This window comes from Sanguibacter sp. 25GB23B1 (assembly GCF_040012415.1).
GTDB lineage: Bacteria > Actinomycetota > Actinomycetes > Actinomycetales > Cellulomonadaceae > Sanguibacter.
Genome location: NZ_JBDYKL010000018.1, coordinates 11,881 through 37,856, shown reverse-complemented (window position 1 = coordinate 37,856; position 25,976 = coordinate 11,881). Strand labels below are relative to the sequence as shown.

Sequence of the window (25,976 nt, the reverse complement as noted above, 5' to 3'; positions counted from 1 at the left end):
TGTGGTCGGCATCAGGCTATCGGGCTCACTAGGCTGGCTCCCGTGACCACGCTCCTGCTCGCCTCAGCCTCCCCCGCCCGGTTCAGCACCCTCACCGCCGCCGGTGTGACACCCTCCGTGACGGTCTCCGCCGTCGACGAGGACGCCGTCCTCGCGGCCGCCCGCGAGCGCTTCGGCCCTCTCGACCCCGCGGACGCGGTCCTCCTGCTCGCTCAGGCCAAGGCCGAGGACGTCACCCGGACGATCGAGTCGGCCACGGACGACGTCGACGCTCAGCCCGACGTCGTCCTCGGTTGCGACTCGATGCTCGAGCTCGACGGCGAGATCTACGGCAAGCCCGGCACCGCCGAGGTCGCCGTGCAGCGCTGGCGCGCGATGCGCGGCCGGTCCGGGATCCTGCACACCGGTCACTGGGTGGTCGATCTCCGGGACGCCGACGCGGGCGGCACCGGCGGAACGCTCGGGGCGACGAGCGCAACCACGGTGCACTTCGCCGATCTCAGCGACACCGAGATCGACGCGTACGTCGCCACCGGGGAGCCGCTCGCGGTCGCGGGCGGCTTCACCGTCGACGGACTCGGCGGCGCGTTCGTCACGGGCATCGAGGGCGACTACCACTCGGTCGTCGGTGTGAGCCTCCCGCTCCTGCGGGAGCTGCTGGGACAGATCGGTATCGAGTGGACAGACCTGTGGGACGGCGACCGGACCACCCGCCCCGCCGCAGGCGCCCCTCTCATGTGAGAACCACCAACGCAGCCCCTCGACCGAGGGCTCGCACCCTGGTCGTGGACCACCACCATGGAGGAACCCTCCAAAGCCGACCATAGGCCCTTGGTCCTCCCCCCAAACCTTCGGTCGAGCGAGCGTGCCATCGTGTGCTGCACGCTCCAGGCACGTTACGGTGAGCCGTGCCACTCATCTCCAAGGTCCTCATCGCCAATCGCGGAGAGATCGCCGTCCGCATCGCTCGCGCGTGCGCTGACGCCTCGATCGCCTCCGTCGCCGTCTATGCCGACTCCGACCGCGAGGCACTCCACGTGCGTCTCTCGGACGAGGCCTTCGCCCTCGGCGGCACCCGTGCCGCCGAGACCTACCTCGACATGGGCAAGCTCCTCGACGTCGCCCGCCGGGCCGGCGCGGACGCCGTCCACCCCGGGTACGGGTTCCTCGCCGAGAACGCCGAGTTCGCGCGCGCGGTCATCGCCGCCGGCCTCGTCTGGATCGGCCCACCGCCGTCGGCCATCGACTCGCTCGGCGACAAGGTCAGCGCGCGCCACATCGCGCAGCGCGCCGGCGCGCCGCTCGTGCCCGGGACCCCCGACCCTGTCGCGGACGTCAGCGAGGTGCACGCGTTCGCCGCGGCGCACGGCCTGCCGGTCGCCATCAAGGCCGCCTTCGGCGGCGGCGGACGCGGCCTCAAGGTCGCACGCACCGTCGAGGAGATCGACGAGGCCTTCGACTCCGCAGTCCGCGAGGCGGTCGCGGCGTTCGGTCGCGGCGAGTGCTTCGTCGAGCGCTACCTCGACAACCCGCGGCACGTCGAGACCCAGTGCCTCGCCGACGAGCACGGGACGGTCGTCGTCGTGTCCACCCGCGACTGCTCCCTCCAGCGCCGCCACCAGAAGCTCGTCGAGGAGGCACCCGCGCCCTTCCTCACCGACGCCCAGCGGGACGAGCTCTACGCATCGTCCGAGGCGATCCTCCGCGAGGCCGGGTACGTGGGCGCCGGGACGTGCGAGTTCCTCATCGGCCTCGACGGCACGCTGTCGTTCCTCGAGGTCAACACCCGGCTCCAGGTCGAGCACCCCGTCTCCGAGGAGGTCACCGGCATCGACCTCGTCCGCGAGCAGCTGCGCATCGCCGCCGGCGAGCCCCTCGGCTACTCCTCCGTCGAGGTCCGCGGGCACTCCATCGAGTTCCGCATCAACGGCGAGGACCCCGCAGCCGGTTTCCTCCCCGCCCCCGGCCGGATCACCGGCCTGCGGCTCCCGTCCGGCCCCGGGGTGCGTGTCGACACCGGCGTCGTCGAGGGCGACACCGTCTCGGGTGCTTTCGACTCGCTCCTCGCGAAGGTCATCGTCACCGGGGCCACCCGCGCCCAGGCGATCCAGCGTGCCCGGCGCGCGCTGCGCGAGCTCGAGATCACGGGCGTCCCCACGGTCGTCCCGTTCCACCGTGCGGTGCTCGACGCCGAGGCCTTCGTCCCCGCCGGCGACGAGCCCTTCACCGTGCACACCCGGTGGATCGAGACCGACTTCGCCGAGACCTGCGCCGGTCTGGGCGCGGCACCGTCCTCGAACGCGGACGACGAGCCCGAGGCGGGCACCACCGAACGCGTCGTCGTCGAGGTGGGCGGCAAGCGCCTCGAGGTCGTCATCCCGGCCGGGATGAACATCGGCGGGGCTCGCGTCCGCGGCGGGGCGTCCCGTCGCCCTGCACGCCGGACCGTGTCGGCAGCCGCAGGGTCGAACGGCGGCACGACGCTCGCCTCACCGATGCAGGGCACGATCGTCAAGGTGGCCGTCACCGACGGCACCCTCGTGGCGGCCGGCGACCTCGTCGTCGTCCTCGAGGCGATGAAGATGGAGCAGCCGCTCCTCGCCCACCGGGCAGGCACGATCTCCGGCCTCAGCGCCGCGGTCGGCGCGGGCGTGAGCTCCGGCACGGCGATCTGCCAGATCCTCGACTGAGGCCCGCCACGCGTGTGCGGAGCCTCGCGCGGCCCCGCGCACGCGTGAGAGGCTCGTCCTGTGACGACCAGAAGACCACCCGCGGCCACTCGGCACGCGGGCGACGGCTGGGTCGACTGCACGTGCGAGCGCGGCCGGCACTGGGGCCGGCTCGGCGCAGCAGGACTCGTGCTCGCGCGACGCGACAGCGACGGTGCGGTCTCGCACGTCGTCCTCCAGCACCGTGCGCTGTGGAGCGACCAGGGCGGCACGTGGGGCATCCCCGGCGGTGCGGTCGGGCCGGGCGAGACTCCGCTCGACGGAGCGCTGCGCGAGGCGCACGAAGAGGCGGGCATCCCGCCCGGCGCCGTCCGCGTCGTCGGTGAGCACGTCCTCGACCACGGCACGTGGCGATACACGACCATCCTCGCCGAGATCGTCCCCGGGACCCGGGTCGAGGTACGACCGACGGACCCGGAGAGCCTGGAGATCGTCTGGGTCGCCGTGGACGAGATCGAGGACCGCACCCTGCTCCCCGCCTTCGGTGACGTCTGGCGCGAGCTCCTGGACCGCTTCGACGCCTGAGACGTCCGCCACATTGTCCGGCGGGACTCCGTCGCGCCGCGCGGAGGCGGTACATTTCTCACGGCTGCGATAAGGCTAGCCATACCTTGCTTTGGACGAAAGGGCCATGCCGTGCTCGCGAACTTCCTCATCGGCCTCCGTGAGGGCCTCGAGGCCGCTCTCGTCGTCGGCATCCTCGTGGCCTACCTCGTCAAGACCGGCCGCCGCGACCTGCTCCCGCAGATCTGGGCGGGCGTGGCCGTCGCCGCGATCGTGTCCCTCGCCTTCGGTGCCGCCCTGACGTTCGGTCCGCGGGGCCTGACGTTCGAGGCACAGGAGGCGATCGGCGGCACGCTCTCGATCGTCGCAGTCGGTCTCATCACCTGGATGATCTTCTGGATGGCGCGCACCGCGCGCCACCTCAAGACCGACCTCCACGCACGGCTCGACGACGCCGTGGCCGCCGGACGCTGGGCGGTCCTGCTCATGGCGCTCCTCGCTGTCGGTCGTGAAGGTCTGGAGACGGCCCTGTTCCTCTGGGCCGGCGCCCAGGCCACCGGTGCCAGCACGCAGCCGCTGCTCGGCGCCGTCCTCGGCCTCGCGCTCGCCGTCGTGCTCGGGTGGGCCCTGTACAAGGGCGCCGTGCGCCTCGACCTGCGCGTCTTCTTCGCGTGGACAGGCGCATTCCTCGTGGTCGTCGCCGGGGGCGTCCTCGCGTACGGCATCCACGACCTCCAGGAAGCCGGGATCCTCCCCGGCCTGGGGTCTCTGGCGTTCGACGTCTCCGCGCAGGTTCCGCCGTCCAGCTGGTACGGCACCCTGCTCAAGGGTGTCTTCAACTTCTCACCCGCGACCACGTGGCTCGAGGCGGTCGCCTGGCTGCTCTACGTGGTGCCCGTGCTCACGCTCTTCATCCGTTCCGTGCGCAGCGCCCGTCCACGCACGTCATCTCCAGCCGCCCCCGCCGCGACTGCTGCCTCGTCCGCGGTCCTCTCCGCCGACGCCACCACCGGAGGTACCCCATGACCCGCTCCCACGGACCCGCCCAGCCGGCCCGCCACCTCGCGGCCGCGCTCGGCGCGCTCGCACTCCTCGCGCCGCTGGCCGCGTGCACGAGCAACGAGAGCGCCCCGGCCGCCGAGGGCACAAGCGCCCGGCTGACCGTCGACTCCTCGGCGGACGCGTGCACCCTCTCTGCTGCAGAGGCACCGTCGGGGAACGTCGTCTTCTCCGTGACGAACACCGGCGAGGACGTCACCGAGTTCTACCTCCTCGCCGAGGACGGGCTCCGCATCGTCTCCGAGGTCGAGAACATCGGGCCCGGTCTCACCCGCGACCTCGTGCTCGTGGCCAAGCCGGGGAGCTACATCACGGCGTGCAAGCCCGGGATGGTCGGCGACGGCATCCGGTCGGACTTCACCGTGACCGACTCCGGGACCGACGTCACGCCCACCGGCGAGCTGGCCGAGCAGATCGAGGCCGCGACGACGAACTACGTCGCGTACGTCAAGGACCAGACCGAGCAGCTCCTCACGGGAACCGAGGCCTTCGTCGCCGCGTACACGAGCGGTGACGACGAGGGCGCCCGTGCCCTCTACGCGTCGACCCGCGTCCACTGGGAGCGCATCGAGCCCGTCGCCGAGTCGTTCGGAGACCTCGACCCCCGGATGGACCTCCGACAGGCCGACCTCGAGGAAGGCCAGGAATGGACAGGCTGGCACCTCCTCGAGAAGGACCTGTGGCAGCCAGCACCCGAGGAGAACGGCGGCGCCCCGTACGTCCCGCTCACCGCAGGCGAGCGGACGCAGTACGCGGACCAGCTCCTCGCTGACACCCAGGAGCTCGACGACCGCGTCCACACGTCGGAGTTCGCCGAGCAGATCGACGCGGCGAGCATCGGCAACGGGGCGAAGGGCCTCCTCGACGAGGTCGCGACCGGCAAGGTCACCGGCGAAGAGGAGATCTGGTCCCACACCGATCTCTGGGACTTCCAGGCGAACATCGACGGCGCCAAGGTCGCCTACGACGGCTTGCGTGACGTCGTCCTCGCCCAGGACGCCGCACTCGCCGAGGACCTCGATGCGCAGTTCGTGACCATCCAGGCGCTGCTCGACGCCCAGCGCGCCGGCGACGGCTTCCGCCTGTACACCGAGCTCACCGACTCCGAGGTCCGCGAGCTGGCCGACGCGGTGAACGCGCTCGGCGAGCCCCTCTCGCGGCTCACAGCCGCCGTCGTGCTGTGACCGAGCGTCCAGAGACGGCAGAACCGGCCGGGGTCTCGCGCCGCGGCCTGCTCGGCCTCGCCGGCGCCGGGATCGCCGCGCTCGGCGCGGGGGCGGCAGGCGGGTTCGCCGCGGCCCGCGCGACCGAGCCCCCGGACGTGTCCGTCGCCGTCCGGGACGTCTACGAGTTCACCGGTGAGCACCAGGCAGGTATCACCACCCCGGTCCAGGACCGGGTCCATTTCGCAGCGTTCGACATCGTCACCGACTCTCGCGACGACCTCGTCGAGCTCCTGCGTGCGTGGACGGACGCCGCCCGACGGATGACCCGCGGCGAGCCCGCCGGAGAGCTCGGCACGACCTCGGGGCCCTACGACGCACCGCCGGACGACACGGGCGAGGCCGAGGACCTGCACGCCTCCGGGCTGACGATCACCTTCGGCTTCGGTCCGTCCCTCTTCACCGACTCCGCCGGGACGGACCGCTTCGGGATCGCGCACCGCCGCCCGGACCTCCTCGTCGACCTCCCGCACTTCCCGGCGGACGCCCTCGAAGACGCCCGCAGCGGTGGTGACATCGCTGTCCAGGCCTGCGCCGACGACCCCCAGGTCGCCGTCCACGCCATCCGCAACCTCGCGCGCATCGGCTTCGGCACCGCCACCGTGCGCTGGAGCCAGCTCGGGTACGGCCGCACCTCGTCGACCTCCACCCAGCAGGTGACGCCGCGGAACCTCTTCGGCTTCAAGGACGGCACCTCGAACATCAAGTCCGAAGAGACCCAGGCGGTCGACGACCACGTGTGGGTCCAGGCCGAAGACGCGAAGAGCACGAGCGGTCAGGACTCCGCCTGGCTCACCGGCGGCTCGTACCTCGTCGCACGGCGGATCCGCATGATGATCGAGACCTGGGACCGGTCGTCGCTGCGCGAGCAGGAGACCATCGTGGGACGGACGAAGCAGTCGGGCGCACCCCTCTCCGGCGGCGAGGAGTCGACCGAGCCAGACTTCGCACGCGCCGGCCGCGGCGGTGTCCCGCTCATCGACCCGGCGTCGCACGTGGCGCTCGCGCACCCGAGCGCCCACGGCGGTGCACGGATGCTCCGGCGGGGCTACAACTACACCGACGGCTCCGACGGCCTCGGTCGTCTCGACGCCGGACTCTTCTTCATCGCCTACGTCCGCAACCCCGCGACACAGTACGTCCCGGTCCAGAACACCCTCGCGCGGGACGACCTCATGAGCGAGTACCTGCGCCACACGGGCTCGGGCATCTGGGCCGTCCCCGCCGGTGTTCCCGCCGGCGCGACGACAGGCGGCCCGGACGGGGCGTTCGTCGGGCAGTCTCTCTTCGAGGAGTAGCAGGGTAGCGTCACCCTATGGCCGCCCACCCAGCACTCGACGACCGCGCGGCCCCGCCCGTCACGGTCGCCGCACCGGTCACGCTGCTCGCGGTCCTCACCGCGTCCTGCCTCGAGCTCGTCCGCGCGAGCGGCCCGCTCATCGACGTGGCCTTCACCTCGGGCGCCGTGACCGCCGCGCTCACCGCTCTCGGGACCTTCGCGGCAGCCGGCCTGTTCGTCCTCGTCCTCTCCGCCCGGCGCCCCCTCGACGGGCGGGTGCTCCTCCTCGGTGTCGCGGCGCTCGTCGTCGGCCGCCTGGCCGCGCAAGGGCTCGACGGCACGGTGGGCTACGGCGTGACGCTCGCGACCGTCGCTCTCGCCCTCGCGGTCGTCGTCGTCGCCGCAGCGGTCGTCGGGCGCATCTCGGGGACAGCGGTCGCTCTCGCCGTCGCGTGCGGCGTGCTCGGGTCCGCGGCCGCGAACCTCATCCTCTCGACCTGGGACGCCGTGTGGCGGCCCGGGGTCGTGGGATGGACCGTCCCCGTCGCCCTCGGTGCCGTCTCGCTGGGCCTCGCGTGGCGGCTGCGCACGCTGCCCGCCGCACCGGCCGTCCGCGGCCTGTGGGTGCTCGGACCGTACCTGGCCCTCGCTGTGTCGACCTTCGCCAACCCGGCGTTCGTCGCGTCCCAGTCGGGAACGCACCCGGCGCTCGCCGGGCTGACCGTCGCCGTCACGGCGGTCGGAGTCACGGCCCTCATGACACGGTCGCTCGTCGATGTCGCAGCGCTCCCGGCACGCTTCGACTGGGTGCTCGTCGCCGTGCTCGTCGTCGCCCCGGTGGGTCTCTTCTTCGCCCGCGACTGGCCGGGGCAGGCCGGTGCTCCCGTCTCCGTGCTCGTCCTCGTGTGCGTCGTCCTCCTGGGTACCTGCGCCACGGTCGCGCTGGCACAGGCCCTCACCCGCCCGGTCCACCGCCAGACGTCGCTGCGTCTGAGCTGGAGCGCCTCCTGCACCGGCCTGGGAGTCATCGTGCCGCTCCTCGTCTACCAGCTCGACTACGAGGTGCCGCTCGGCGTCCCGAACGCGCTCGTGCCCGTGCTCGTCTCGGTACTGCTCGCCGCCGCGGGCTTCCGGTCGCGTCGGCTCTCCCGGGCGCTGCGGGACCAGATCACCGTGGTCGATCACCCCCTCCCCCGCTCGACCGTCCGTCCCGTCGCCGCGACGGTCACCGCGCTGGCGGTCGTCGGCGCGGTCGTCGCAGCCGTCCCCGCCGCTGCGGCGGAGCAGGTGGACCGCGACCCGGCCACGCTCCGCCTCCTCGACTGGAACCTCCACTACGGGGTGAACGCGGGACCCGGGGTCGACCTCGACGAGATCGTCGAGGTCATCGACGGCTCCGGTGCAGACGTGGTCGCCCTGCAGGAGGTCTCGCGAGGATGGGTCATGGGCGGCGGCACCGACATGGCGACCTACCTCTCCGAGCAGCTCGGGATGGACTACGTCTTCGCCCCGGCGGCGGACCACCAGTTCGGCAACGTCATCCTCTGGAAGCGCTATCTCGGGGACGCCTCGGCCGTCGAGCGCACCGGTCTCCCGTACGGGATGGGTCCCCAGAGGCGTTCTGCGGTCTCCGCGACGTTCGACATGGGAGGCACACAGCTGCGGATCACCTCCGTCCACCTCCAGCACCGGGTGCAGAACACCCCGACGAGGATCGAGCAGCTGGAGACCCTCCTCGACGCCGAGCCGGTCGAGGGCGCCTACGTCCTCGCCGGGGACCTCAACGCGGAACCCGGGTGGTCCGAGACCCGGCTCCTCGAGCGGACAGGGCTCGTGAGCGCCCAGGACGCGGCCGGCGACGACACGAGGTTGACCTTCCCGAGCCACGCACCGGAGTCGCGTATCGACTGGGTGTACGGCTCCGGCATCCTCTTCAGCGAGGTCGAGGTGCTCGACACCACCGTCTCCGACCACCTGCCGATCGCCACGACGATCACCGTCGAGCCCTGAACGGCTCCCCCAGACCGAACCGACACGAACCGAGGCCGCCCATGCAGCTCGTCATCTCCGTCGCCGAAGCCCTCTCGCTGGCACTCGCCCGTGGTCCCCTGCCCAACGTCGTGCGGTCCGTCGTCGCCGAGGGATCGACCGTGCACGCGGAGATCGACCTGCGTGCCGTACCCGACCCTCCGACCGCGCTGCGGCTGGCCGCGAGCGCGCTCGGCACGGTGAGCGTCGCGCTGCGCTACACAGGCTTCGACGGCTCGGTCGCCACGTTCGAGGTCTCCGCGCAGGCTCGCGCGCTCCCGGCCCACAAGCTCCTCAACTACCTCGTGGGCCCGGTCAACCGTGCGCTCGCGAGCAGAGGGCTCCCCGACGGCCTCGTCGAGATCCGCCGGGGCACGGGCGAGCCCGTGCTCGCGATCGGTGTACGGGACGCGGTCGCCGCGGAGGTCGAGGGCGTGACGCTCACGGCGCTCGACGTGCGCGACGGGGCCGTCCACGTGACGGCCGACATCGGCGCGGTCCGGCTCCGGTAGCGGGCGACCACCGTCACCCGCGGTGGTGGCCCATCCGCGCGACCTCGGCGATGGAGCCGGAGAGCGACGGGTAGACCGTGAACGACTCGGCCACGTCGTCGACCGTGAGGCGGTGCGCGACCGCGAGCGTGATCGGGAAGATCAGCTCGCTCGCGCGCGGGGCGACGACGACCCCGCCGAGCACCACGCCGGCCTCAGGGTGGGCGAACATCTTGACGAAGCCTTCTCGGATGCCGAGCATCTTGGCGCGCGGGTTGCGGTTGAGCGGCAGGATCGTCACCGAGTACTTCGAGCTCTGGTCCTGGAGCGCCTTCTCGCTGTAGCCGACGGTCGCGATCTCCGGTGCAGTGAAGATGTTCGCCGCGACGGTACGCAGCTTGAGGGGCTGGACCGCGTCACCGAGCGCGTGGGACATCGCGACCCGACCCTGCATGGCGGCGACCGACGCGAGCGGGAAGATGCCGGTGCAGTCACCGGCCGCGTAGACGCCCCGGGCGCTCGTGCGCGAGACCTTGTCGACCTCGATGTGCCCGGACGAGGTGAGACGGACGCCGGCCTCCTCGAGCCCGAGGCCACGGGTGCTGGGGATCGACCCGACAGCCATGAGCACGTGCGAGCCGGTGACGACGGTGCCGTCGGAGAGCACGACCTCGACGTGGGCGTCGTCGCCCTCACCGACGACGCGGGCGGACTCGGCCCGTCGCCGGGACATGACCGTCATGCCGCGCGAGCGGAAGACGTCCTCGATGAGGTTCGCGGCGTCGGCGTCCTCGCCGGGCAGCACACGGTCGCGGCTGGAGACGAGGACGACCTCGGAGCCGAGAGCGTTGTACGCGCCGGCGAACTCCGCGCCGGTGACACCGGACCCCACGACGATGAGCTTGGGCGGGAGCTCCTTGAGCCGGTAGAGCTGGGTCCAGGTGAGGATGCGCTCGCCGTCGGGCTGCGCGTCCGGCAGCACGCGCGGTGTCGCCCCGGTGGCGACGAGGATGACGTCGGCCTCGAGCACGATCTCCTCGGTGTCCGTCCCCTCGGGCGACACGACGACGCGCGAGGGCCCGTCGAGGCGACCGTCGCCGATGACCATCGTGATGTTCTCGCGCTCGAGCCGGGCACGGATGTCGGCCGACTGTGCCGCAGCGAGGGCCATGACCCGCGTGTTCACGGCGGCGAGGTCGACCACCAGGCTCTGGGCTGCATCACCGGCCGCGTCGCCGACGCGGATGCCCAGCTCCGAGGCCGTGCGGCCGACCGCCATCCACTCGGCGGTCGCGATGAGCGTCTTCGAGGGCACGACGTCGGTGAGCACGGCCGCCCCACCGAGGCCCTGACGCTCCACGACCGTCACGTCGGCACCGAGCCGGCGGGCGACGAGGGCCGCCTCGTAGCCTCCGGGGCCTCCACCGAGGATGACGATGCGGGTCGCCTGGAGGTCCTGCGTCGCGGTCGGATCGGCGGGGCTGGGGACGGGCGGCGGGGTCTGGGTCTCAGTCACCGGGCCAGTATCCCCCGAACCCTCAGGAGCGACATCTTCCCCTCGGCCGGCTCTCCGGGTGTCCGTGCTCGTGGACAGCCCCGGACCCCGATAGCCTCGGTGCATGACATCCCTCTCCGCCCCCCACCACGACGTCGATCCGTTCGACCTCGCCCGCGACGCTGCGGCGCACATCGCCCGCGCGACCGGTATCGCCTCCCACGACATCGCCCTCGTCCTCGGCTCCGGCTGGGGCGGGGCGGCCGACCTCCTCGGCGAGACGGTCGCCGAGCTCTCGAGCGACGAGGTACCGGGCTTCAGCAAGCCCGCCGTCGCCGGGCACGTCGGCACGCTCCGCTCGATCCGCATCGAGGCGACGGGCAAGCACGCGCTCGTGCTCGGCTCGCGGACGCACCTCTACGAGGGCAAGGGCGTGCGCGCGGTCGTGCACGGGATGCGGACCGCGGCGGCAGCCGGCGTGCAGACGGCGATCCTCACCAACGGGTGCGGCGGCCTGAACACGGACTGGGCGCCGGGCACACCGGTCCTCATCTCCGACCACATCAACCTCACGGCGACCTCACCGCTCGAGGGTGCGACGTTCGTCGACCTCACCGACCTCTACGCCCAGCGCCTGCGCGCGCTGGCGCGCGAGGTCGACCCGTCCCTGGCCGAGGGGGTGTACGTCCAGTTCCCCGGCCCCCACTACGAGACGCCTGCCGAGGTCCGGATGGCCGGACGGCTCGGTGGAGACCTCGTCGGGATGTCGACGTCGCTCGAGGCGATCGCCGCACGTCATGCGGGCATGGAGATCCTCGGGATCTCGCTCGTGACCAACCTCGCTGCCGGCATCAGCCCGGTGCCGCTCTCGCACGGCGAGGTCATCGAGGCAGGACAGGCCGCCGGTCCGCGCATCAGCGCGCTCCTGGCCGAGATCACGAAGAGGGTGTGACATGCGCACGGAGAACCTGGACCGGCTCGTCGAGCTGGCGCACCAGTGGATCGCCGACGACCCCGACGAGAAGACCCGCGCCGAGCTGACCGAGCTCCTGCGCACCGCCGGACGACCGGAGGGCGAGCTCACGGAACCCCGTGCGGAGGCCTTCCTCGAGCTCAAGGACCGCTTCTCGGGGATGCTGCAGTTCGGCACGGCCGGGCTGCGCGGTGCGATGGCTGCCGGCCCCAACCGGATGAACCGCGCCGTCGTCATCCACGCAGCGGCGGGGCTCGCGTCCTACCTGCTCGACGAGGTCCGAGCGCTCACCGGCGACGATCAGGCGGTGCCTCGCGTGGTCATCGGGTACGACGCCCGGCACAACTCCCACGACTTCGCGATCGACACCGCGGGCGTGCTCACCGCCGCCGGTATCGAGGCGTTGCTGCTCGACCACGCCCTGCCGACGCCTGTCCTGGCCTTCGCCGTGCGCCACCTCTCGGCCGACGCGGGCGTCATGGTCACGGCGAGCCACAACCCGCCCGCCGACAACGGCTACAAGGTCTACCTGGGCGGCCGGGTCGTCGAGGGGGCTGGGCAGGGCGCACAGATCGTCCCTCCGTTCGACGCGAAGATCGCCGAGCGCATCGCGGCCGTCACCTCCGCCGTCTCCGTCCCCCGAGCCACCGAGGGCTGGACGGTCCTGGGACCCGAGCTGCTCGCCGCGTATCTCGGCGCGGTCGGCCTCCTTGCCGACGACGCAGCGCCACGGGACCTGTCGATCGTGGCCACCCCGCTCCACGGCGTCGGCGGAGCAGTGCTCCAGAGCGTGCTGCGCGCTGCCGGCTACCACGACCTGTTCCTCGTCCCCGAGCAGGCCGAGCCGGACCCGGACTTCTCGACGGTCGCGTTCCCCAACCCGGAGGAGCCCGGAGCGATCGACCTCGCTCTCGCCTACGCGGAGACGCTCGACGCCGACCTCGTCGTCGCCAACGACCCCGACGCCGACCGGTGCGCGATCGCCGTCCGAGACCCCCGGGCCGCCCACGACCTCAAGAAGAACTCCGGGCGCGACACCGCTCGCGCCGAGGGGTGGCGGATGCTCCACGGGGACGAGGTCGGAGCGCTCCTCGGTGAGCAGGTCGCCGCCACGGCTGCGAGGACGCCCGGCGCGCTCCTCGCGAGCTCGATCGTGTCCTCTCGGCTCCTCGCCCGGATCGCGCAGGCCCACGGCCTGCAGCACGTGTCGACGCTCACGGGCTTCAAGTGGATCTCGCGCGTCGAGGGCCTCGTCTTCGGCTACGAGGAAGCCCTCGGATACTGCGTCGACCCCGCGTCGGTTCGGGACAAGGACGGGCTGAGCGCCGCGCTCCTCCTCGTCCAGCTCGCCGACCGGCTCAAGAGCGAGGGACGCACGCTCGTCGACGAGCTCGACCGGCTCGCCCGCGCGCACGGGCTCCACCTCACCGACCAGCTCTCGCTGCGGTTCTCGGACCTCGCACGCATCCCCGAGACCATGTCCCGGCTGCGCGAGGCACCACCGACGACGCTCGCAGGGTCGCCGGTCACGGAGATCGTCGACCTGGCCGAGGGCAGCGAGCACCTGCCGCCCACCGACGGTCTGCGGCTGCTCGCCGAGGACGGCACCCGGGTCATCGTGCGACCGAGCGGGACCGAGCCGAAGGTCAAGTGCTACCTGGAGGTGATCGTGCCCGTCGACGCCTCCGCGACCGACGAGGACGTCACGGCTGCGCGCCACACCGCCCGCGACCGGCTCGACGCCGTCCGCGCCGACATGGCGGCCGCCCTGGGAGTCTGAGCCCGGCACGACGAGCACAGCACGACGGGGCCCCGTCGGTCGTCAGGTCAGCGGTGCCCGCCGTGGCAGCGCTTCCCGTGGCACGTGTCGGCCACCGGGGTGGAGATCCGTGGGACCGGGACGTCGGCCCAGCTGGTGTCCGACGCGAGGTAGAACCCGGGGTACGACGGCTGGTTGTACGTCGTCTGCTGCCGAGCGACCTCGGCCCGGTACTGCGCGTCGTGCATGAGCGTGTATATCTTGCGGGTCGTCACCTCGGTCGAGAGGTACACCCGCACCGCGGACGAGTCGGCCGTTCGCACGAGGACCTCCTCGCGCCAGTCGCCCGTGATGTCGGCGACGAGGGACGGGGTGCCCTTCGTCCCGTTGTTCGTCAGCGTCCCGGTGAGCGTCTGCAACGTGCCCCGTGTCCAGTCGTCGATCGTCGGGGTCGCCGTGCCGGAGCCGTTGATCACCTGGGTGGTGCCGTCGGCCGCCCACCGGACAGCCATGTTGGTCCCCGGCGTCGGTCCGTCGAGGCGCGCGCCCGCGGCCGACCGCAGGCCGAGCGGGTCGGACCCGTCGGGGTTGCCGGCCCAGCTCTCGATCCCGCGCACGTCCGAGCGGACGTCACCGATCATCCCGCGGCCCGTGTCCCGGCCGGAGTACTGGCCGAAGAGCACCTTCCCGGTCGCGGCGTCCCGCATCGCCATGCCGTACGGGGCCCAGGTCCCGCCCTCGTGGACGGTGAAGATCTCCAGCCCCGGGCGGTCCGGGTCGATGTCCGTGACGTGCATCGCGTCTCCGTGGCCGAGGCGTGCGGAGATCCCCGGGGTGGCACTGCCCGCAGGCATCTCGCCGAACGAGCTGTAGAGGAGCGAGCCGTCGTCGTCGATCGTGGCGGACCCGTAGACGACCTCCTGCTTTCCGTCGCCGTCGACGTCGGCGGCACTCAGCGAGTGGAAGCCCTGCGTCGTCAGCGTGCCGAACTCGGGGTCCGTCCCGTCGACGCCGTGCGGCGACGCGTTGAACGGGTTGTCCATCGGAGCCCAGCCGCTGTCGACGTCCCACACCTGTGTGAGGTGCTTGCCGTCCCAGTCGTAGGAGACGAGCGTCGAGCGCGTGTAGTACCCGCGGGCGAAGACCGCGCTGGGCGTCTTCCCGTCGAGGTACGCGACGCCGGCGAGGAAGCGGTCGACCCGGTTTCCGGGCTCGATCCGCGCCATCGCGTAGTCGCCCCACAGGAGGCCGTCGTCGTGGCGTCCTGGCGCGTAGGGGATCGTCTCGAGCTCCTCGCCCGTGGCCCCGTCGAAGACCGTGAGGTACTCGGGTCCGTCGAGGATGAATCCCTCGAAGCTCCGCAGGACGTTGCGTGCGCTCCGGCTCGGCGCATAGACGTCCATGAAGTAGTCGACGAGCTCGACGGCGGACTCGCGGGACAGCGGGTAGGTGTGCGTCACGGGCTGACCGAACGCCTCCTCGAGCGTCACGGGCCAGCTGCCGGCGACGACCTCCGGGTGGTCCTGCCAGCCCATGAACATCTCGACGAGGCGCTCGTGGTAGCCCGCCGCGCTCAGGCGGTAGTCGTCCGTGTCTGCGTATCCCGCCGCAACATCCTCCTCCGTGAGGGTCACGTACTCCTCGGAGGCGACGTTCCCTGCGTCGTCGTAGGTGAGCGTTCGCGTCCCGGGCGCCGTCTTGAGCATCGTCTCCGACCGTCCGTCACCGTCGAAGTCGTAGACGAGGAACTGCGTGTAGTGCGCACCGGCACGGATGTTCACGCCGAGGTCGAGACGGTGCAGGAGGGTCCCGTCCGTCTCGTACGTGTCGATGTAGACCGGGCCGGTGTAGCCGACCTGGGAGACGTCCTTGGAGTTCGAGGGATCCCACTTGACGACGAGCTCGTACGCGCCGTCCCCGTCGACATCACCGACGCTCATGTCGTTCGCCGAGTAGGTGTACGTCTCGCCCGCAGGCGTCACGCCGTCCGCGGGCTTCGTCAGCGGCACGTCGGTGAAGGCGTCGCCCCACGGGCTCACCTTCGCGCTGATGGTCTTCTTGTAGGCGTTCGCGTTCTGGGCGCGCCCCTTGGCGGGTGCAACCTGATAGACAGAGGTCGCCGAGCCGGCGGTGTCGAGGTAGTTCGTGCTGTCGGTGACGGTGGCGATGGCCTTGCCGTCCCGGAAGACGACGAAGTCAGGGCCTGTCATGCCCGTGGCTCCGGACCCGGTGACCTCCGTCCCCAGGAGGCGCCAGCTGAGAAAGGTGCCCTCCGACGTGGACGCGGCGACGAGACCGCGGTCGAGGTGCTCGAGCTGGACCTTCGGCTGGTTCGGCGAGGGGCGGCCACCAGCAGTCACCGGGGCGATACCGGTGAGGACGAGGCCGACGCCCGCTACGAGGCAGACCCCCGCGCGGGCGAAGGAGCGAGAACTCATCTTTGAATCCTTTCAATCGGCCGGGAGTCGGCGATCTCTCATGCATCGAGCCGCTGTCCCCCGGATGGGCGTGGGTCGGACGTCCTTGACCGACCTGCGCAAGAGAGCGCTTTCCCAGACCGAGTATTCGGGACACAACGCCCATGCGCAACCCCACGCCGGACCCAGACGTCGCGCAGCGTATGCAGGAGCCTCAGCCCGCGGACCCCGCCTCGTCCGCCTCGACCGCGGCGTTCCACTCACGTTTCTCGCTGCGCCACGTCTCTTCGGTGCGGCCGCGCCGCCAGTAGCCAGAGGCGGACATCCTGGCGGCCGGGACGGCGTGCTCGAGACGCAGGTACCGGCGCAGGTCGCGGACGAACCCGGCGTCCCCGTGGAGGAAGACGTCCGGGGTGCCTGGTGGGAGGTCCCACGAGCACACCACCTCGACGAGGCTCGGGGTGATGCCCGGCTCGGCGGCGTCCCGGTGCACCCATGTGACGAGATCTCCCTCGACCGGCGCCGCGACGGTCGCCAACGGCATCTCGTCACTGGTCGTGCCGACCTCGACGAACACCTTCGCGCGAGCCGCCTCCGGGAGCACCTCGAGAGCCGCCGCGATCGCCGGGAGGGCGCTCTCGTCACCGATGAACAGGTACCAGTCCGCATCGACCGCAGGCGCGTACGCTCCCCCGGGTCCGAGGAACGAGATCTCGTCGCCGGGCTGTGCCCGCGCCGCCCACGGCCCGGCGATCCCCTCGTCCCCGTGGACGACGAAGTCGAGCGTGATCTCGCCACGGGCGCTGTCCCAGCGGCGGACGGTGTACGTGCGCAGCCGCTCCCTCTGCCCCTCGATCTCCGGAGCGAACTGGAGCTTCACGTACCGGTCGGTGAACCCGGTCGGGTCGAGCAGCGCGAGCCCGTCCCCCGCGAGGACGAGACGCACCATGTGCTCCGCGATCCGCTCGGTGCGGACCACGGTCACACGCGTGACAGGTCGTTCTCTCTTCTGGGGTGCAGCGCTCGGCGCGCTCTGCGGACCAGGCAGCTCAGTACGCACCGTCGGTGACGTCGACGCTGCCGGGGCCGGACGTCTTGGCAGGATCACCATGGCTGCCTCCGACCGGGTTCCCCGTCTCGTCGAGGTCGGCGAGACCGGCGAGCACGGCGGCCGTCCCGGAGAGCCCGAGGCGGGTGGCTCCGGCACCGATCATGGCGAGTGCGTCCGCGGCCGTGCGGACGCCGCCGCTGGCCTTGACGCCCAGCCGGTCCCCGACGGTGCGAGCCATGAGCGCGACAGCGTGCACGGTCGCGCCACCGGCAGGGTGGAAGCCGGTCGACGTCTTGACGAAGTCTGCCCCCGCCGTCTCGGCGGCACGGCACGCCTGGACGATCTCGTCGTCGGTCAGCGCTGCCGACTCGATGATGACCTTGAGGACCACCGGACGAGGCGCAGCGCCCCGCACGGCGGCGATGTCGCCCACCACGTACTCCCAGTGACCGGCCTTGACGGCCCCGAGGTTGATGACCATGTCGACCTCATGAGCACCCGCGCGGACGGAGTGTGCCGCCTCAGCAGCCTTCACCTGGCTGGGGTGAGCGCCGGACGGGAACCCGCAGACCGTGGCGATCTTCACGGTGCTGCCGGCCGGCATGGCGAGGGGCAGCATCGACGGTGACACGCAGATCGAGTACGTGCCCAGCTCCGTGGCCTCCTCAGCGAGGGCCGCGACGTGCGCGGGGGTCGACTCGGGCTTGAGCAGCGTGTGGTCGACGAGCTGCGCCAGCTCGTCGGCGTCCATGGTCGTGTGGCTCATGTTCTTCTCCATCGTTCGAGGCGTGCGGAGGGCGGTGTCGGGACGCTCAGGGCGTGGTGTGCGCGGCGAAGGCAGCGATGATGCGCTCGCCGAGGGCGTGCCGCTCGTCGTGGTGGACGAACGCACTCCAGGCGGCGGCGAGCGTCGCGTCGCGAAGGTCGTCGAGCGTCCACCCGGCCTCCTCGACGAGGAGAGTCATCTCTCGGGTCATCGACGTCCCGGACATGAGCCGGTTGTCGGTGTTGATCGTCACGGCGAAGTCGAGGTCGCGCAGGCGCGAGATCGGGTGCTTGGCGATCGAGACGGCCGCGGCCGTCTGGACGTTCGACGACGGGCAGAGCTCGAGCGGTACCTGGTTGTCCCGGATCCAGTGGGCCACGAGCCCGAGGACGGGCGAGTCCGTGCCGAGTCCCTCGATGTCCTCGACGATGCGGACACCGTGGCCGATGCGGCTGGCCTGACCGAGGTGCACCGCCTCGGCGATCGAGTCGACGCCGGCAGCCTCCCCCGCGTGGATCGTCACGGGGAAGGACGCGTCGTTGAGCGTGCGCCACGCTGACGGGAAGCGGGACGGCGGGAAGCCGTCCTCGGCCCCGGCGATGTCGAAGCCGACGACGCCGCGGTCGCGGTTGGCGAGAGCGAGCTCGACGATCTCGTCCCAGCGGTCGGCGTGGCGCATCGCTGTGACGAGCTGACCGACGCGGATGTCCTGACCGAGCTCGGCCGCCATCGCGACCCCCTCGTCGAGCCCGGACTGGACGGCGTCCACCGTCTCCTGGAGCGTGAGGCCGCCGGTGAGGTGCTGCTCGGGGGCCCAGCGCTGCTCGGCGTAGACGACACCGTCGGCGGCGAGGTCCAGCACCGACTCTCGAGCGACACGGCGCAGCGCGTCAGCCGTCTGCATGACGGCGATCGTGTGGTCGAAGGTCTCGAGGTAGCGCACGAGGGAGCCCGAGCTGGCGGCGTCGACGAACCAGGCGCCGAGCGCGTCCGCGTCGGAGGCGGGCAGCTCGTGGCCGATCTCGAGCGCGAGGTCGATGATGGTCTGCGGGCGCAGTCCACCGTCGAGGTGGTCGTGCAGGAGGACCTTGGGCAGGGCGGCGATGGGGAGCTCAGACGTCATGGGACAACGGTACCGCTGCGGCCTGCGGCATCACGCCGGATCGACGTCCTCCTCGTCGACCGGTACCACCCACGCCTGGTCGAGGACGTCGGCCTCGTCCGCACCGCCCGCCAGGTCAGGTCGCGCCGTGCCCGGGTCGTAGTCCTCGGGCACCGCGGCGGTCTCGACGTGCGCGGGGACGAGCGGTCGCTCGATCTCGTCGACGAGGTTCACCGCCTCGTCGAGGTCGTGGCTGATGATGCCTGCGTCGCGCAGCGCGTCGTCTCCGGGGACGGTGCTCATGTCGATCCTCCTCGTTGTTCCGACAGGACGGACGCCGCGCAGGACGCTCGCGGGCCACCTGTCCATGCTCGTCCTCGGCGCGTGCCGGTGCCACCCGAGCCTCGACGGCAGCTCCCACGGCCCGGCGCCTCAGCCAGTCCCGCGGGTCGCCTCGATGATCGACATCGTCGCTCCGAGCAGGGCGAGCGCGACGACGACCCCGACGATCCGTACGAGCACGTCCCAGGTCACGGCGCGGCGCCCGCCCCGCAGCTCGTGTGCGGGGCCGCGATGCGCGAGGCGTACAGCCACGTAGACGACGAGCGCCGCGGACGCTCCGCCGACGAGTGCCACGTCGGCGCGGATGGCTGTCATCGCGAGGAGGAGCCCGCCCAGCGCGGCACCGAGGAGGGTGCGCTGCCACGCGAGCGCGGTGCGCTCGTGCTGGGCGCCGGGCGGGAACGCGTCCGGCGGGGTCGCGTCGTCCGGGACGGAGTCCACACCGCCCCCTAGAAGGCCGACGTGATGGCGTACACAGCGAGGAAGAGCGCCATGGCCACGACGCCTGCGACGAGAGCAGGCAGCGCGGTCGGCGCCGGCAGCGGGGTGCCGGTGCGCAGGGCTCGCTCGTTGCGCCGCCACGTGCGCAGCGCGTAGAGGGCGAGACCCGCACCGGCGAGGCACGCGATCGCTGCGATGAGGTCGAGGACCAGGGGCAGCTCGGTGAACGACGCGAAGGACGTCAGGGCGACCCCTCCCGCGACGAGACCGAGCCCCGTGCGCACCCAGGCGAGCGCCGTGCGCTCGTTGGCGAGAGAGAATCGGACGTCCGGCTCGCTCCCGTGGTCATACACCGAGCGCGGGCGGCGGTCCTCCGGCACGTCAGTCGAGGCGAGCCAGGATGAGGTCGCGAGGGACCACCGCCTGGTCGCTGATCGTCACGGCAGATCGAGCAGAGTCGAGAGCGCGCGCGAACCGCTCCGGCGTGTCCGTGTGGAGCGTGAGGATCGGCTGCCCCTTGACCACCCGGTCGCCCGGTCGCGCGTGGATCTCGACGCCCGCGCCGGCCTGGACGGCATCCTCCTTGCGGGCTCGCCCCGCCCCGAGACGCCATGCCGCGACGCCGACGTCCATCGCGTCGAGGCTCGCCACGACGCCGTCGCGCTCGGCGACGACCTGCTCCGTCTCGGTCGCGACGGGAAGGGTCGCGTCGACGTCGCCGCCCTGGGCGGTGATCATCGCGCGCCAGCGATCCATCGCGCGGCCGTCGCCGAGGGCAGCGCGGACCTCGTCCGCCCCGACCTCGCGGCCAGCGGCGGCGAGCATCTCGACGGCGAGGGCGACAGTGAGGTCGACGACGTCGGCCGGGCCTCCACCAGCGAGGACCTCGACGGACTCGCGCACCTCGAGGGCGTTGCCGGCGGTGAGACCGAGCGGCGTGGACATGTCCGTGATGAGTGCGACGGTGCGCACGCCCGCGTCCGTGCCGAGGTCGACCATCGTCCGCGCGAGCTCGCGAGCCTGGGCCTCGTCCTTCATGAAGGCGCCCGAGCCGACCTTGACGTCGAGGACGAGCGCTCCCGTGCCCTCGGCGATCTTCTTGCTCATGATCGACGAGGCGATGAGCGGGATCGCCTCGACGGTCCCCGTGACGTCACGCAGGGCGTAGAGCTTGCGGTCCGCGGGAGCGAGCCCGGAGCCTGCCTGGCAGATGACTGCGCCGACGCTCTCGAGCTGGGCCATCATCTCGTCGTTGCTCAGCGCGGCACGCCAGCCCGGGATGGACTCGAGCTTGTCGAGCGTGCCACCCGTGTGACCGAGCCCCCGGCCGGACAGCTGCGGGACCGCGACGCCGAACACGGCGACGAGCGGGGCGAGAGGCAGCGTGATCTTGTCTCCCACGCCACCGGTGGAGTGCTTGTCCGACGTCGGCCGGGACAGCGAGGAGAAGTCCATCCGCTCGCCCGAGGCGATCATCGCGGAGGTCCAGCGCGCGATCTCGGCCCGGTCCATGCCGTTGAGCAGGATCGCCATGTTCAGGGCGGCCATCTGCTCCTCGGCGATGACGCCGCGCGTGTACGCGTCGATGACCCAGTCGATCTGCTCGGGGGTCAGGGTGCCGTGGTCGCGCTTGACGCGGATCACGTCGACCGCGTCGAAGGCCTCGGCGCGCCCGGCGCCGGCTCCGTTCGCGGGGAGGGTGCTCGTGGTCTGTTCGCTCATCGTCTCGTCCTCAATCGTTCATGCTCGTTCGACGAGGTCGTCCGGGCCGAAGGCGTCGGGCAGCACCTCGCTCATGGGTCTGATGCCGCTCGTCGTCTCGACCTGCAGGTGCGGTCCGCCGTGCTCCCACAGGAGCTGTCGGCAGCGTCCGCAGGGCATGAGCGTGTTGCCGTGGCCGTCGACGCAGGTGAACGCGACGAGGCGACCGCCGCCGGTGGCGGCGAGCGACGAGATGAGCCCGCACTCCGCGCAGAGCACGACGCCGTAGGCGGCGTTCTCGACGTTGCAGCCGACGACCACACGACCGTCGTCGACGAGCGCTGCAGCCCCGACAGGGAACCGCGAGTACGGCGCGTACGCGCGGGTCATGATCTCCCGTGCCGCGGCACGCAGGGCAGGCCAGTCGACCGCGAGGTCGACCTGGTCGGGGTGGTCCTGAGGTGTGGCGTTCATCGTCACTCCTTGACGTACGCGACGCCGGACGCACCCGGTGGCCGCGACCGACCGACGAGGCCGGCGACCGCGAGAAGCGTCACGACGTACGGGAGCATGAGCATGAACTGGCTCGGCACCGGGGCGCCGACGATGCTCAGCGCACCCTCGAGGTTGGACGCGAAACCGAAGAGGAGCGCGGCCATCGCGGCCCGGACGGGGTCCCACTTGCCGAAGATCACGGCCGCGAGAGCGATGTACCCGGCACCAGCCGTCATGCCCTTGCCGAAGGACGAGACCGAGACGACCGTGTAGAACGCGCCACCGACACCGACGATCGCTCCCGCGATGACGAGAGCGCGGTAGCGGACCCGCTGGACCTTGATGCCGACGGTGTCGGCAGCCTTGGGGTGCTCGCCGACGGCGCGGACCCGCAGTCCCCACCGGGTCCGGTAGATCGCGAACCACACGGCGGGGACGGTGATGTACATGAGGTAGACGATGACCGACTGGTCGAACAGGGCCGGGCCGATGATCGGGATGTCGGAGAGGAACGGGATCTCGACGGTCGGGAACCGGGTCGTCCTGTTGAGCGTCGCAGCCTCGGGGACGAGCACCTGCGTGTAGAGGAACCCCGTGAGGCCGACGACGAGCACGTTGAGCACGACGCCGACGATCACCTGGTTGACGCGGTACGTGATCGTGAAGACACCGAGGACGAGCGCCACGAGGGCCCCCGCCACGACCGCCGCCACGAGACCGAGCCACGGGCTCTGGGTGATCGATCCGACGACGGCAGCGCAGAACGCTCCCGCGAGGAGCTGGCCCTCGATCGCGATGTTCACGACCCCGGCCTTCTCGCCCACCGCTCCGCCCAGAGCACCGAAGACGATCGGCACCGAGAGCAGCACCGCACCGCCGATGAGCCGGACCACCGGGAAGTCGCGGGAGGACCCCGCCCCTGCCCATGCCAGGAAGGCGATGAGGACGAGGACGGCGAAGACGACCGACACGATGACCGGCACGGCCTTGTTCGACCGGACCCTGAGGAAGGACAGCACCGTGAGGAGCACGAGGACGACGACGCATGCCCAGGCGACCCCCATGCCCGGCACCGAGACGTCGGGGATCTGGAAGAAGTCGCCCTCGGAGGAGAAGCGGAACAACGTCCTGCCCTCCCGTGAGGAGAGCAGGAGCAGCAGCGCGAAGAGCGCCGTCACGATCGAGAACGCGATCGGTGCCTTGGGGCTGGTGACGGTGACGTGCCGGAGCTGGTCGGAGACCGGGCCTGCGCTGGGCACCGGTGCGGCGTGGACGGCGGTCATGCTGCCACCTCCTTCTTGTCACGACGCGTGCGGCGCTTGGCGCCGGGCTGCGGGAGGCGGAACACGGCGCGCACGAGTGGCGGCGCCGCGATGAACAGGACGATGAGCGCTTGGACGACGGAGACGATCTCGATCGGGACCCCCTGCGATGCCTGCATGACGGAGCCCCCGGCCTTGAACCCGCCGAAGAGTATCGCTGCGGCGAGCACGCCGAACGGTGAGGACCGGCCGAGGAGCGCCACGGTGATCGCGTCGAAGCCGATCCCCGAGTCGATGTCGGAGCTGAAGCCCGTGGTGACGGTGCCGAGCACCTGGGTCGCTCCGGCGAGGCCGACGAGACCGCCGACGACGAGCATGACGTAGACGGTCGTGCGCGGGACGTCGATGCCTGCCACGCGTGCCGCCTCGGGGTTCTCTCCCACGGCACGGAATGTGAAACCGGCCCGGGAGCGCTGGAGGAGCCACCACGTGAACACGACGGCGAGCAGCGCGAAGACGAAGCCGAGGTGCAGCGGGAACTGGTCGCCGAGGATCTGCGGCATGATCGACGACTCCTTCATCGGGGCCGTCTTGGGGTTGGAGGAACCGGCGGCCTGGAGCAGGCCGGGCGTCGCCAGCAGATAGGCGAGCAGGTAGAACGCGATGTAGTTGAGCATGATCGTCACGATCACCTCGTGCGCGCCGGTGAACGCCTTGAGCAGACCGGCGATCCCGGCCCACAGGGCACCGGCCGCGATTCCCGCGACCATGGCCACGAGCATGTGCAGCGGCCACGGCATGCTGAGGCCGAAGCCGACCCAGCCGGCAGCGATGGCGGCGACGAGCATCTGGCCCTGTCCACCGATGTTGAACAGCCCGGCACGGAAGCCGAGGGCGAGGCCCAGCCCCGCCCCGATGAGTGGCGTGGCGTAGTTCAGAGAGACCGTGAGCGGTCGGATCGCCGTCGCGAGGTCGTCCGCACGGTAGTTCCACACGGCTCCGCGGAACAGGGCTGCGTATGCCTCACCCACGGAGGTGCCGACCGCGGAGAAGGTGTCCCCGGGCCGGGAGAAGAAGTACCTCGCGGCCGCCTGGACGTTCTCGTCGGTGGTGGCGATCATGATCGAACCCGCGACGATGGCGAGCACGATCGCTCCGAGGGACACGAGCCAGCTGCCCGAGATGATGCGATGGAAGGCGTCGGCCCACCGGGTGTCGTCGCCGTCGCGCGGGGCGAGGTCGCGCTTCCCGGCGGCGTCGGCCGGTTGCTGCTGCGGTGCTGCAGCGGCCTCGTTGTCCGCGTCGGCGGCGTACTGGTTGCGCTCGTCCGGCGTGCTCATGCCGCGTCCGTCCCTTCAGGTGCGATGCCGGCCATCATCAGGCCGAGCACGTCGCGGGGCGTCGTCGACGGCACGATGCCGACGACGCGTCCGCGGTACATCACGAGGATGCGGTCGCCGAGTGCGACCGCCTCGTCCAGCTCGGTCGCCACGACGATCACGGGCACGCCCGAGTCACGGGTCGCGACGATCCTCTTGTGGATGAACTCGATGGAGCCCACGTCGACACCGCGTGTCGGTTGGGAGGCGACGAACAGCCGCAGGTCGCGAGACAGCTCGCGCGCCAGCACCACCTTCTGCTGGTTTCCTCCGGAGAGGCGCCCGGCCAGCGCGTCGATCCCCTGCGTTCGGATGTCGAACTCCTCGACCGCGCTGCGCGCGAAGTCGTCGCGGGTCTTGAGCTGCAGGACGCCTCGACGCACGAAGGGAGGCCCGTCCGTGCGGTCGAGCATGAGGTTCTCTGCGACCGAGAAGGACCCGACGAGACCGTCGACGTTGCGGTCCTCGGGCACGAAGCCCACGCCGGCGTCGAGGAAGCTCCGGACGGACCGGCCTACGAGGTCCCGCCCGTCGAGGCGGATGCTTCCGGCGGACGGCTGCACGAGCCCGAGGAGCGAGTCGGCGAGCTCGGTCTGACCGTTGCCCTGGACGCCCGCGATGACGAGCACCTCGCCCCCACGGACGGTGAAGCTCACGTCGTCGACGAGCACGGCTCCGGTGGGGTCGGTGATCTCGAGGTTCTCCACCTCGAGTGCGGCCTTGCTGTACTGCGGTGCGTCCTTGTGGACGGTGAGCTCGACTGCGCGGCCGACCATGAGGGCAGCCAGCTGTGCGTCGGTGGACGTGGCCTCTGCCTCCCCGACGACCGCGCCACGGCGGATGACGGTGATGCGGTCCGCGATCGCGCGGACCTCGCGCAGCTTGTGCGTGATGAAGACGATCGCCGTGCCGGAGTTGCGGAGCTGGCGCATGATGCCCATGAGCTCGTCCGTCTCCTGGGGCGTGAGGACGGCGGTCGGCTCGTCGAAGACGAGGACCTTCGCGTCGCGCGAGAGGGCCTTGATGATCTCCACGCGCTGCTGGACACCGACGGGCAGGTCCTCGACGACCGCGTCGGGGTCGACGTGGAAGCCGAAGCGGGCGGCGATCTCCGTGACCTTGGCGCGCGCGGCATCGAGGTCGAGCCGTCCGAGCCCGCGGGTCTGCTCGTGGCCGAGCATGACGTTCTCGGCGACGGTGAAGACGGGGACGAGCATGAAGTGCTGGTGCACCATCCCGATCCCGGCCGCCATCGCGTCACCGGGGCCGGCGAAGCGCTGGGCGACGTCGTCGAGGAGCACCTCGCCCTCGTCGGCGGTGTACAGGCCGTAGAGGACGTTCATCAACGTCGACTTGCCGGCACCGTTCTCCCCGAGGAGGCAGTGCACCTCGCCGGGCTCGATGGTGAGGTTGATGTTGTCGTTGGCGACCAGCGCACCGAAGCGCTTGGTGATGCCACGGAGCTCGAGCTTCATTGACC

General features: G+C 71.4%; 23 protein-coding genes. 10 read left to right on the top strand and 13 right to left on the bottom strand.

The annotated features are described in order from the left end of the window. Nucleotides 1–42 precede the first annotated feature (42 nt). From ABKW26_RS11375 to ABKW26_RS11340, 8 genes are all read left to right on the top strand, one after another. The gene (locus tag ABKW26_RS11375; protein WP_348593766.1) at nucleotides 43–741 is read left to right on the top strand and encodes a Maf family protein; all 699 of its coding nucleotides are present in this window, start codon (nucleotides 43–45) and stop codon (nucleotides 739–741) included. A gap of 167 nt (nucleotides 742–908) precedes the next feature. Then, nucleotides 909–2,690, top strand: coding sequence for a biotin carboxylase N-terminal domain-containing protein (locus ABKW26_RS11370; RefSeq protein ID WP_348593764.1), 1,782 nt, complete (start codon nucleotides 909–911; stop codon nucleotides 2,688–2,690). Between the two features lie 60 nt (nucleotides 2,691–2,750). After that, nucleotides 2,751–3,254, top strand: coding sequence for an NUDIX hydrolase (locus ABKW26_RS11365; RefSeq protein WP_348593762.1), 504 nt, complete (start codon nucleotides 2,751–2,753; stop codon nucleotides 3,252–3,254). Nucleotides 3,255–3,365: 111 nt separating this feature from the next. Further along, nucleotides 3,366–4,259, top strand: a complete 894-nt coding sequence (gene efeU, locus ABKW26_RS11360; RefSeq protein ID WP_348593758.1) for an iron uptake transporter permease EfeU — start codon at nucleotides 3,366–3,368, stop codon at nucleotides 4,257–4,259. Next, nucleotides 4,256–5,476: an iron uptake system protein EfeO gene (gene efeO, locus ABKW26_RS11355; RefSeq protein WP_348593756.1), complete on the top strand. Its 1,221-nt coding sequence runs from the start codon at nucleotides 4,256–4,258 to the stop codon at nucleotides 5,474–5,476. Before efeU ends, efeO begins: the two co-directional genes overlap by 4 nt. Then, on the top strand, nucleotides 5,473–6,813 hold the full coding sequence (efeB, locus tag ABKW26_RS11350) for an iron uptake transporter deferrochelatase/peroxidase subunit (protein WP_348593754.1): 1,341 nt from the start codon (nucleotides 5,473–5,475) through the stop codon (nucleotides 6,811–6,813). Before efeO ends, efeB begins: the two co-directional genes overlap by 4 nt. A 17-nt stretch (nucleotides 6,814–6,830) precedes the next feature. Further along, nucleotides 6,831–8,804, top strand: a complete 1,974-nt coding sequence (locus ABKW26_RS11345; protein WP_348593752.1) for an endonuclease/exonuclease/phosphatase family protein — start codon at nucleotides 6,831–6,833, stop codon at nucleotides 8,802–8,804. Nucleotides 8,805–8,845: 41 nt separating this feature from the next. After that, nucleotides 8,846–9,334: a hypothetical protein gene (locus ABKW26_RS11340; protein ID WP_348593750.1), complete on the top strand. Its 489-nt coding sequence runs from the start codon at nucleotides 8,846–8,848 to the stop codon at nucleotides 9,332–9,334. Between the two features lie 13 nt (nucleotides 9,335–9,347). Here the strand turns inward: ABKW26_RS11340 and ABKW26_RS11335 are convergent, their stop codons facing one another. Next, on the bottom strand, nucleotides 9,348–10,829 hold the full coding sequence (locus ABKW26_RS11335; RefSeq protein ID WP_348593748.1) for an NAD(P)H-quinone dehydrogenase: 1,482 nt from the start codon (nucleotides 10,827–10,829) through the stop codon (nucleotides 9,348–9,350). A gap of 103 nt (nucleotides 10,830–10,932) precedes the next feature. Here ABKW26_RS11335 and ABKW26_RS11330 point away from each other — a divergent pair, with 103 nt between their 5' ends. Next, the gene (locus tag ABKW26_RS11330) at nucleotides 10,933–11,760 is read left to right on the top strand and encodes a purine-nucleoside phosphorylase (protein ID WP_348593746.1); all 828 of its coding nucleotides are present in this window, start codon (nucleotides 10,933–10,935) and stop codon (nucleotides 11,758–11,760) included. Between the two features lies 1 nt (nucleotide 11,761). After that, complete coding sequence (locus tag ABKW26_RS11325; protein ID WP_348593744.1) at nucleotides 11,762–13,561, top strand: phospho-sugar mutase; 1,800 nt, start codon at nucleotides 11,762–11,764, stop codon at nucleotides 13,559–13,561. 47 nt (nucleotides 13,562–13,608) lie between these two features. On the opposite strand, the gene ABKW26_RS11320 is transcribed toward ABKW26_RS11325, so the two are convergent. From ABKW26_RS11320 to ABKW26_RS11265, 12 genes are all read right to left on the bottom strand, one after another. Beyond that, nucleotides 13,609–15,978: a rhamnogalacturonan lyase gene (locus ABKW26_RS11320; RefSeq protein WP_348593743.1), complete on the bottom strand. Its 2,370-nt coding sequence runs from the start codon at nucleotides 15,976–15,978 to the stop codon at nucleotides 13,609–13,611. 193 nt (nucleotides 15,979–16,171) lie between these two features. Continuing rightward, the gene (locus ABKW26_RS11315) at nucleotides 16,172–16,936 is read right to left on the bottom strand and encodes a siderophore-interacting protein (RefSeq protein WP_348593741.1); all 765 of its coding nucleotides are present in this window, start codon (nucleotides 16,934–16,936) and stop codon (nucleotides 16,172–16,174) included. A 70-nt stretch (nucleotides 16,937–17,006) separates the two neighbouring features. Further along, nucleotides 17,007–17,774, bottom strand: a complete 768-nt coding sequence (gene deoC / locus ABKW26_RS11310) for a deoxyribose-phosphate aldolase (RefSeq protein WP_348593739.1) — start codon at nucleotides 17,772–17,774, stop codon at nucleotides 17,007–17,009. A 46-nt stretch (nucleotides 17,775–17,820) separates the two neighbouring features. Continuing rightward, a complete protein-coding gene (locus ABKW26_RS11305; RefSeq protein WP_348593737.1) occupies nucleotides 17,821–18,897 on the bottom strand; it encodes an adenosine deaminase in 1,077 nt (358 codons plus the stop codon). A 30-nt stretch (nucleotides 18,898–18,927) separates the two neighbouring features. Continuing rightward, nucleotides 18,928–19,179 (bottom strand): hypothetical protein, encoded by a 252-nt coding sequence (locus ABKW26_RS11300; RefSeq protein WP_348593735.1) that lies wholly within the window; start codon nucleotides 19,177–19,179, stop codon nucleotides 18,928–18,930. Nucleotides 19,180–19,308: 129 nt separating this feature from the next. Beyond that, nucleotides 19,309–19,659 (bottom strand): hypothetical protein, encoded by a 351-nt coding sequence (locus ABKW26_RS11295; RefSeq protein ID WP_348593733.1) that lies wholly within the window; start codon nucleotides 19,657–19,659, stop codon nucleotides 19,309–19,311. An 8-nt stretch (nucleotides 19,660–19,667) separates the two neighbouring features. Next, on the bottom strand, nucleotides 19,668–20,039 hold the full coding sequence (locus ABKW26_RS11290) for a DUF202 domain-containing protein (RefSeq protein WP_348593731.1): 372 nt from the start codon (nucleotides 20,037–20,039) through the stop codon (nucleotides 19,668–19,670). A 1-nt stretch (nucleotide 20,040) separates the two neighbouring features. Further along, nucleotides 20,041–21,381 carry a thymidine phosphorylase gene (locus ABKW26_RS11285; RefSeq protein WP_348593729.1) on the bottom strand — a complete coding sequence of 447 codons (1,341 nt, stop codon included), beginning with the start codon at nucleotides 21,379–21,381 and terminating at the stop codon, nucleotides 20,041–20,043. An 18-nt stretch (nucleotides 21,382–21,399) separates the two neighbouring features. Beyond that, nucleotides 21,400–21,834: a cytidine deaminase gene (locus tag ABKW26_RS11280; protein WP_348593728.1), complete on the bottom strand. Its 435-nt coding sequence runs from the start codon at nucleotides 21,832–21,834 to the stop codon at nucleotides 21,400–21,402. A gap of 2 nt (nucleotides 21,835–21,836) precedes the next feature. Next, nucleotides 21,837–23,138: an ABC transporter permease gene (locus tag ABKW26_RS11275; RefSeq protein WP_348593727.1), complete on the bottom strand. Its 1,302-nt coding sequence runs from the start codon at nucleotides 23,136–23,138 to the stop codon at nucleotides 21,837–21,839. Then, nucleotides 23,135–24,457 carry an ABC transporter permease gene (locus ABKW26_RS11270; RefSeq protein ID WP_348593726.1) on the bottom strand — a complete coding sequence of 441 codons (1,323 nt, stop codon included), beginning with the start codon at nucleotides 24,455–24,457 and terminating at the stop codon, nucleotides 23,135–23,137. The genes ABKW26_RS11275 and ABKW26_RS11270 overlap by 4 nt, the downstream gene beginning before the upstream one ends. Then, nucleotides 24,454–25,971, bottom strand: coding sequence for an ABC transporter ATP-binding protein (locus tag ABKW26_RS11265; protein WP_348593724.1), 1,518 nt, complete (start codon nucleotides 25,969–25,971; stop codon nucleotides 24,454–24,456). The genes ABKW26_RS11270 and ABKW26_RS11265 overlap by 4 nt, the downstream gene beginning before the upstream one ends. Between the last annotated feature and the right edge of the window lie 5 nt (nucleotides 25,972–25,976).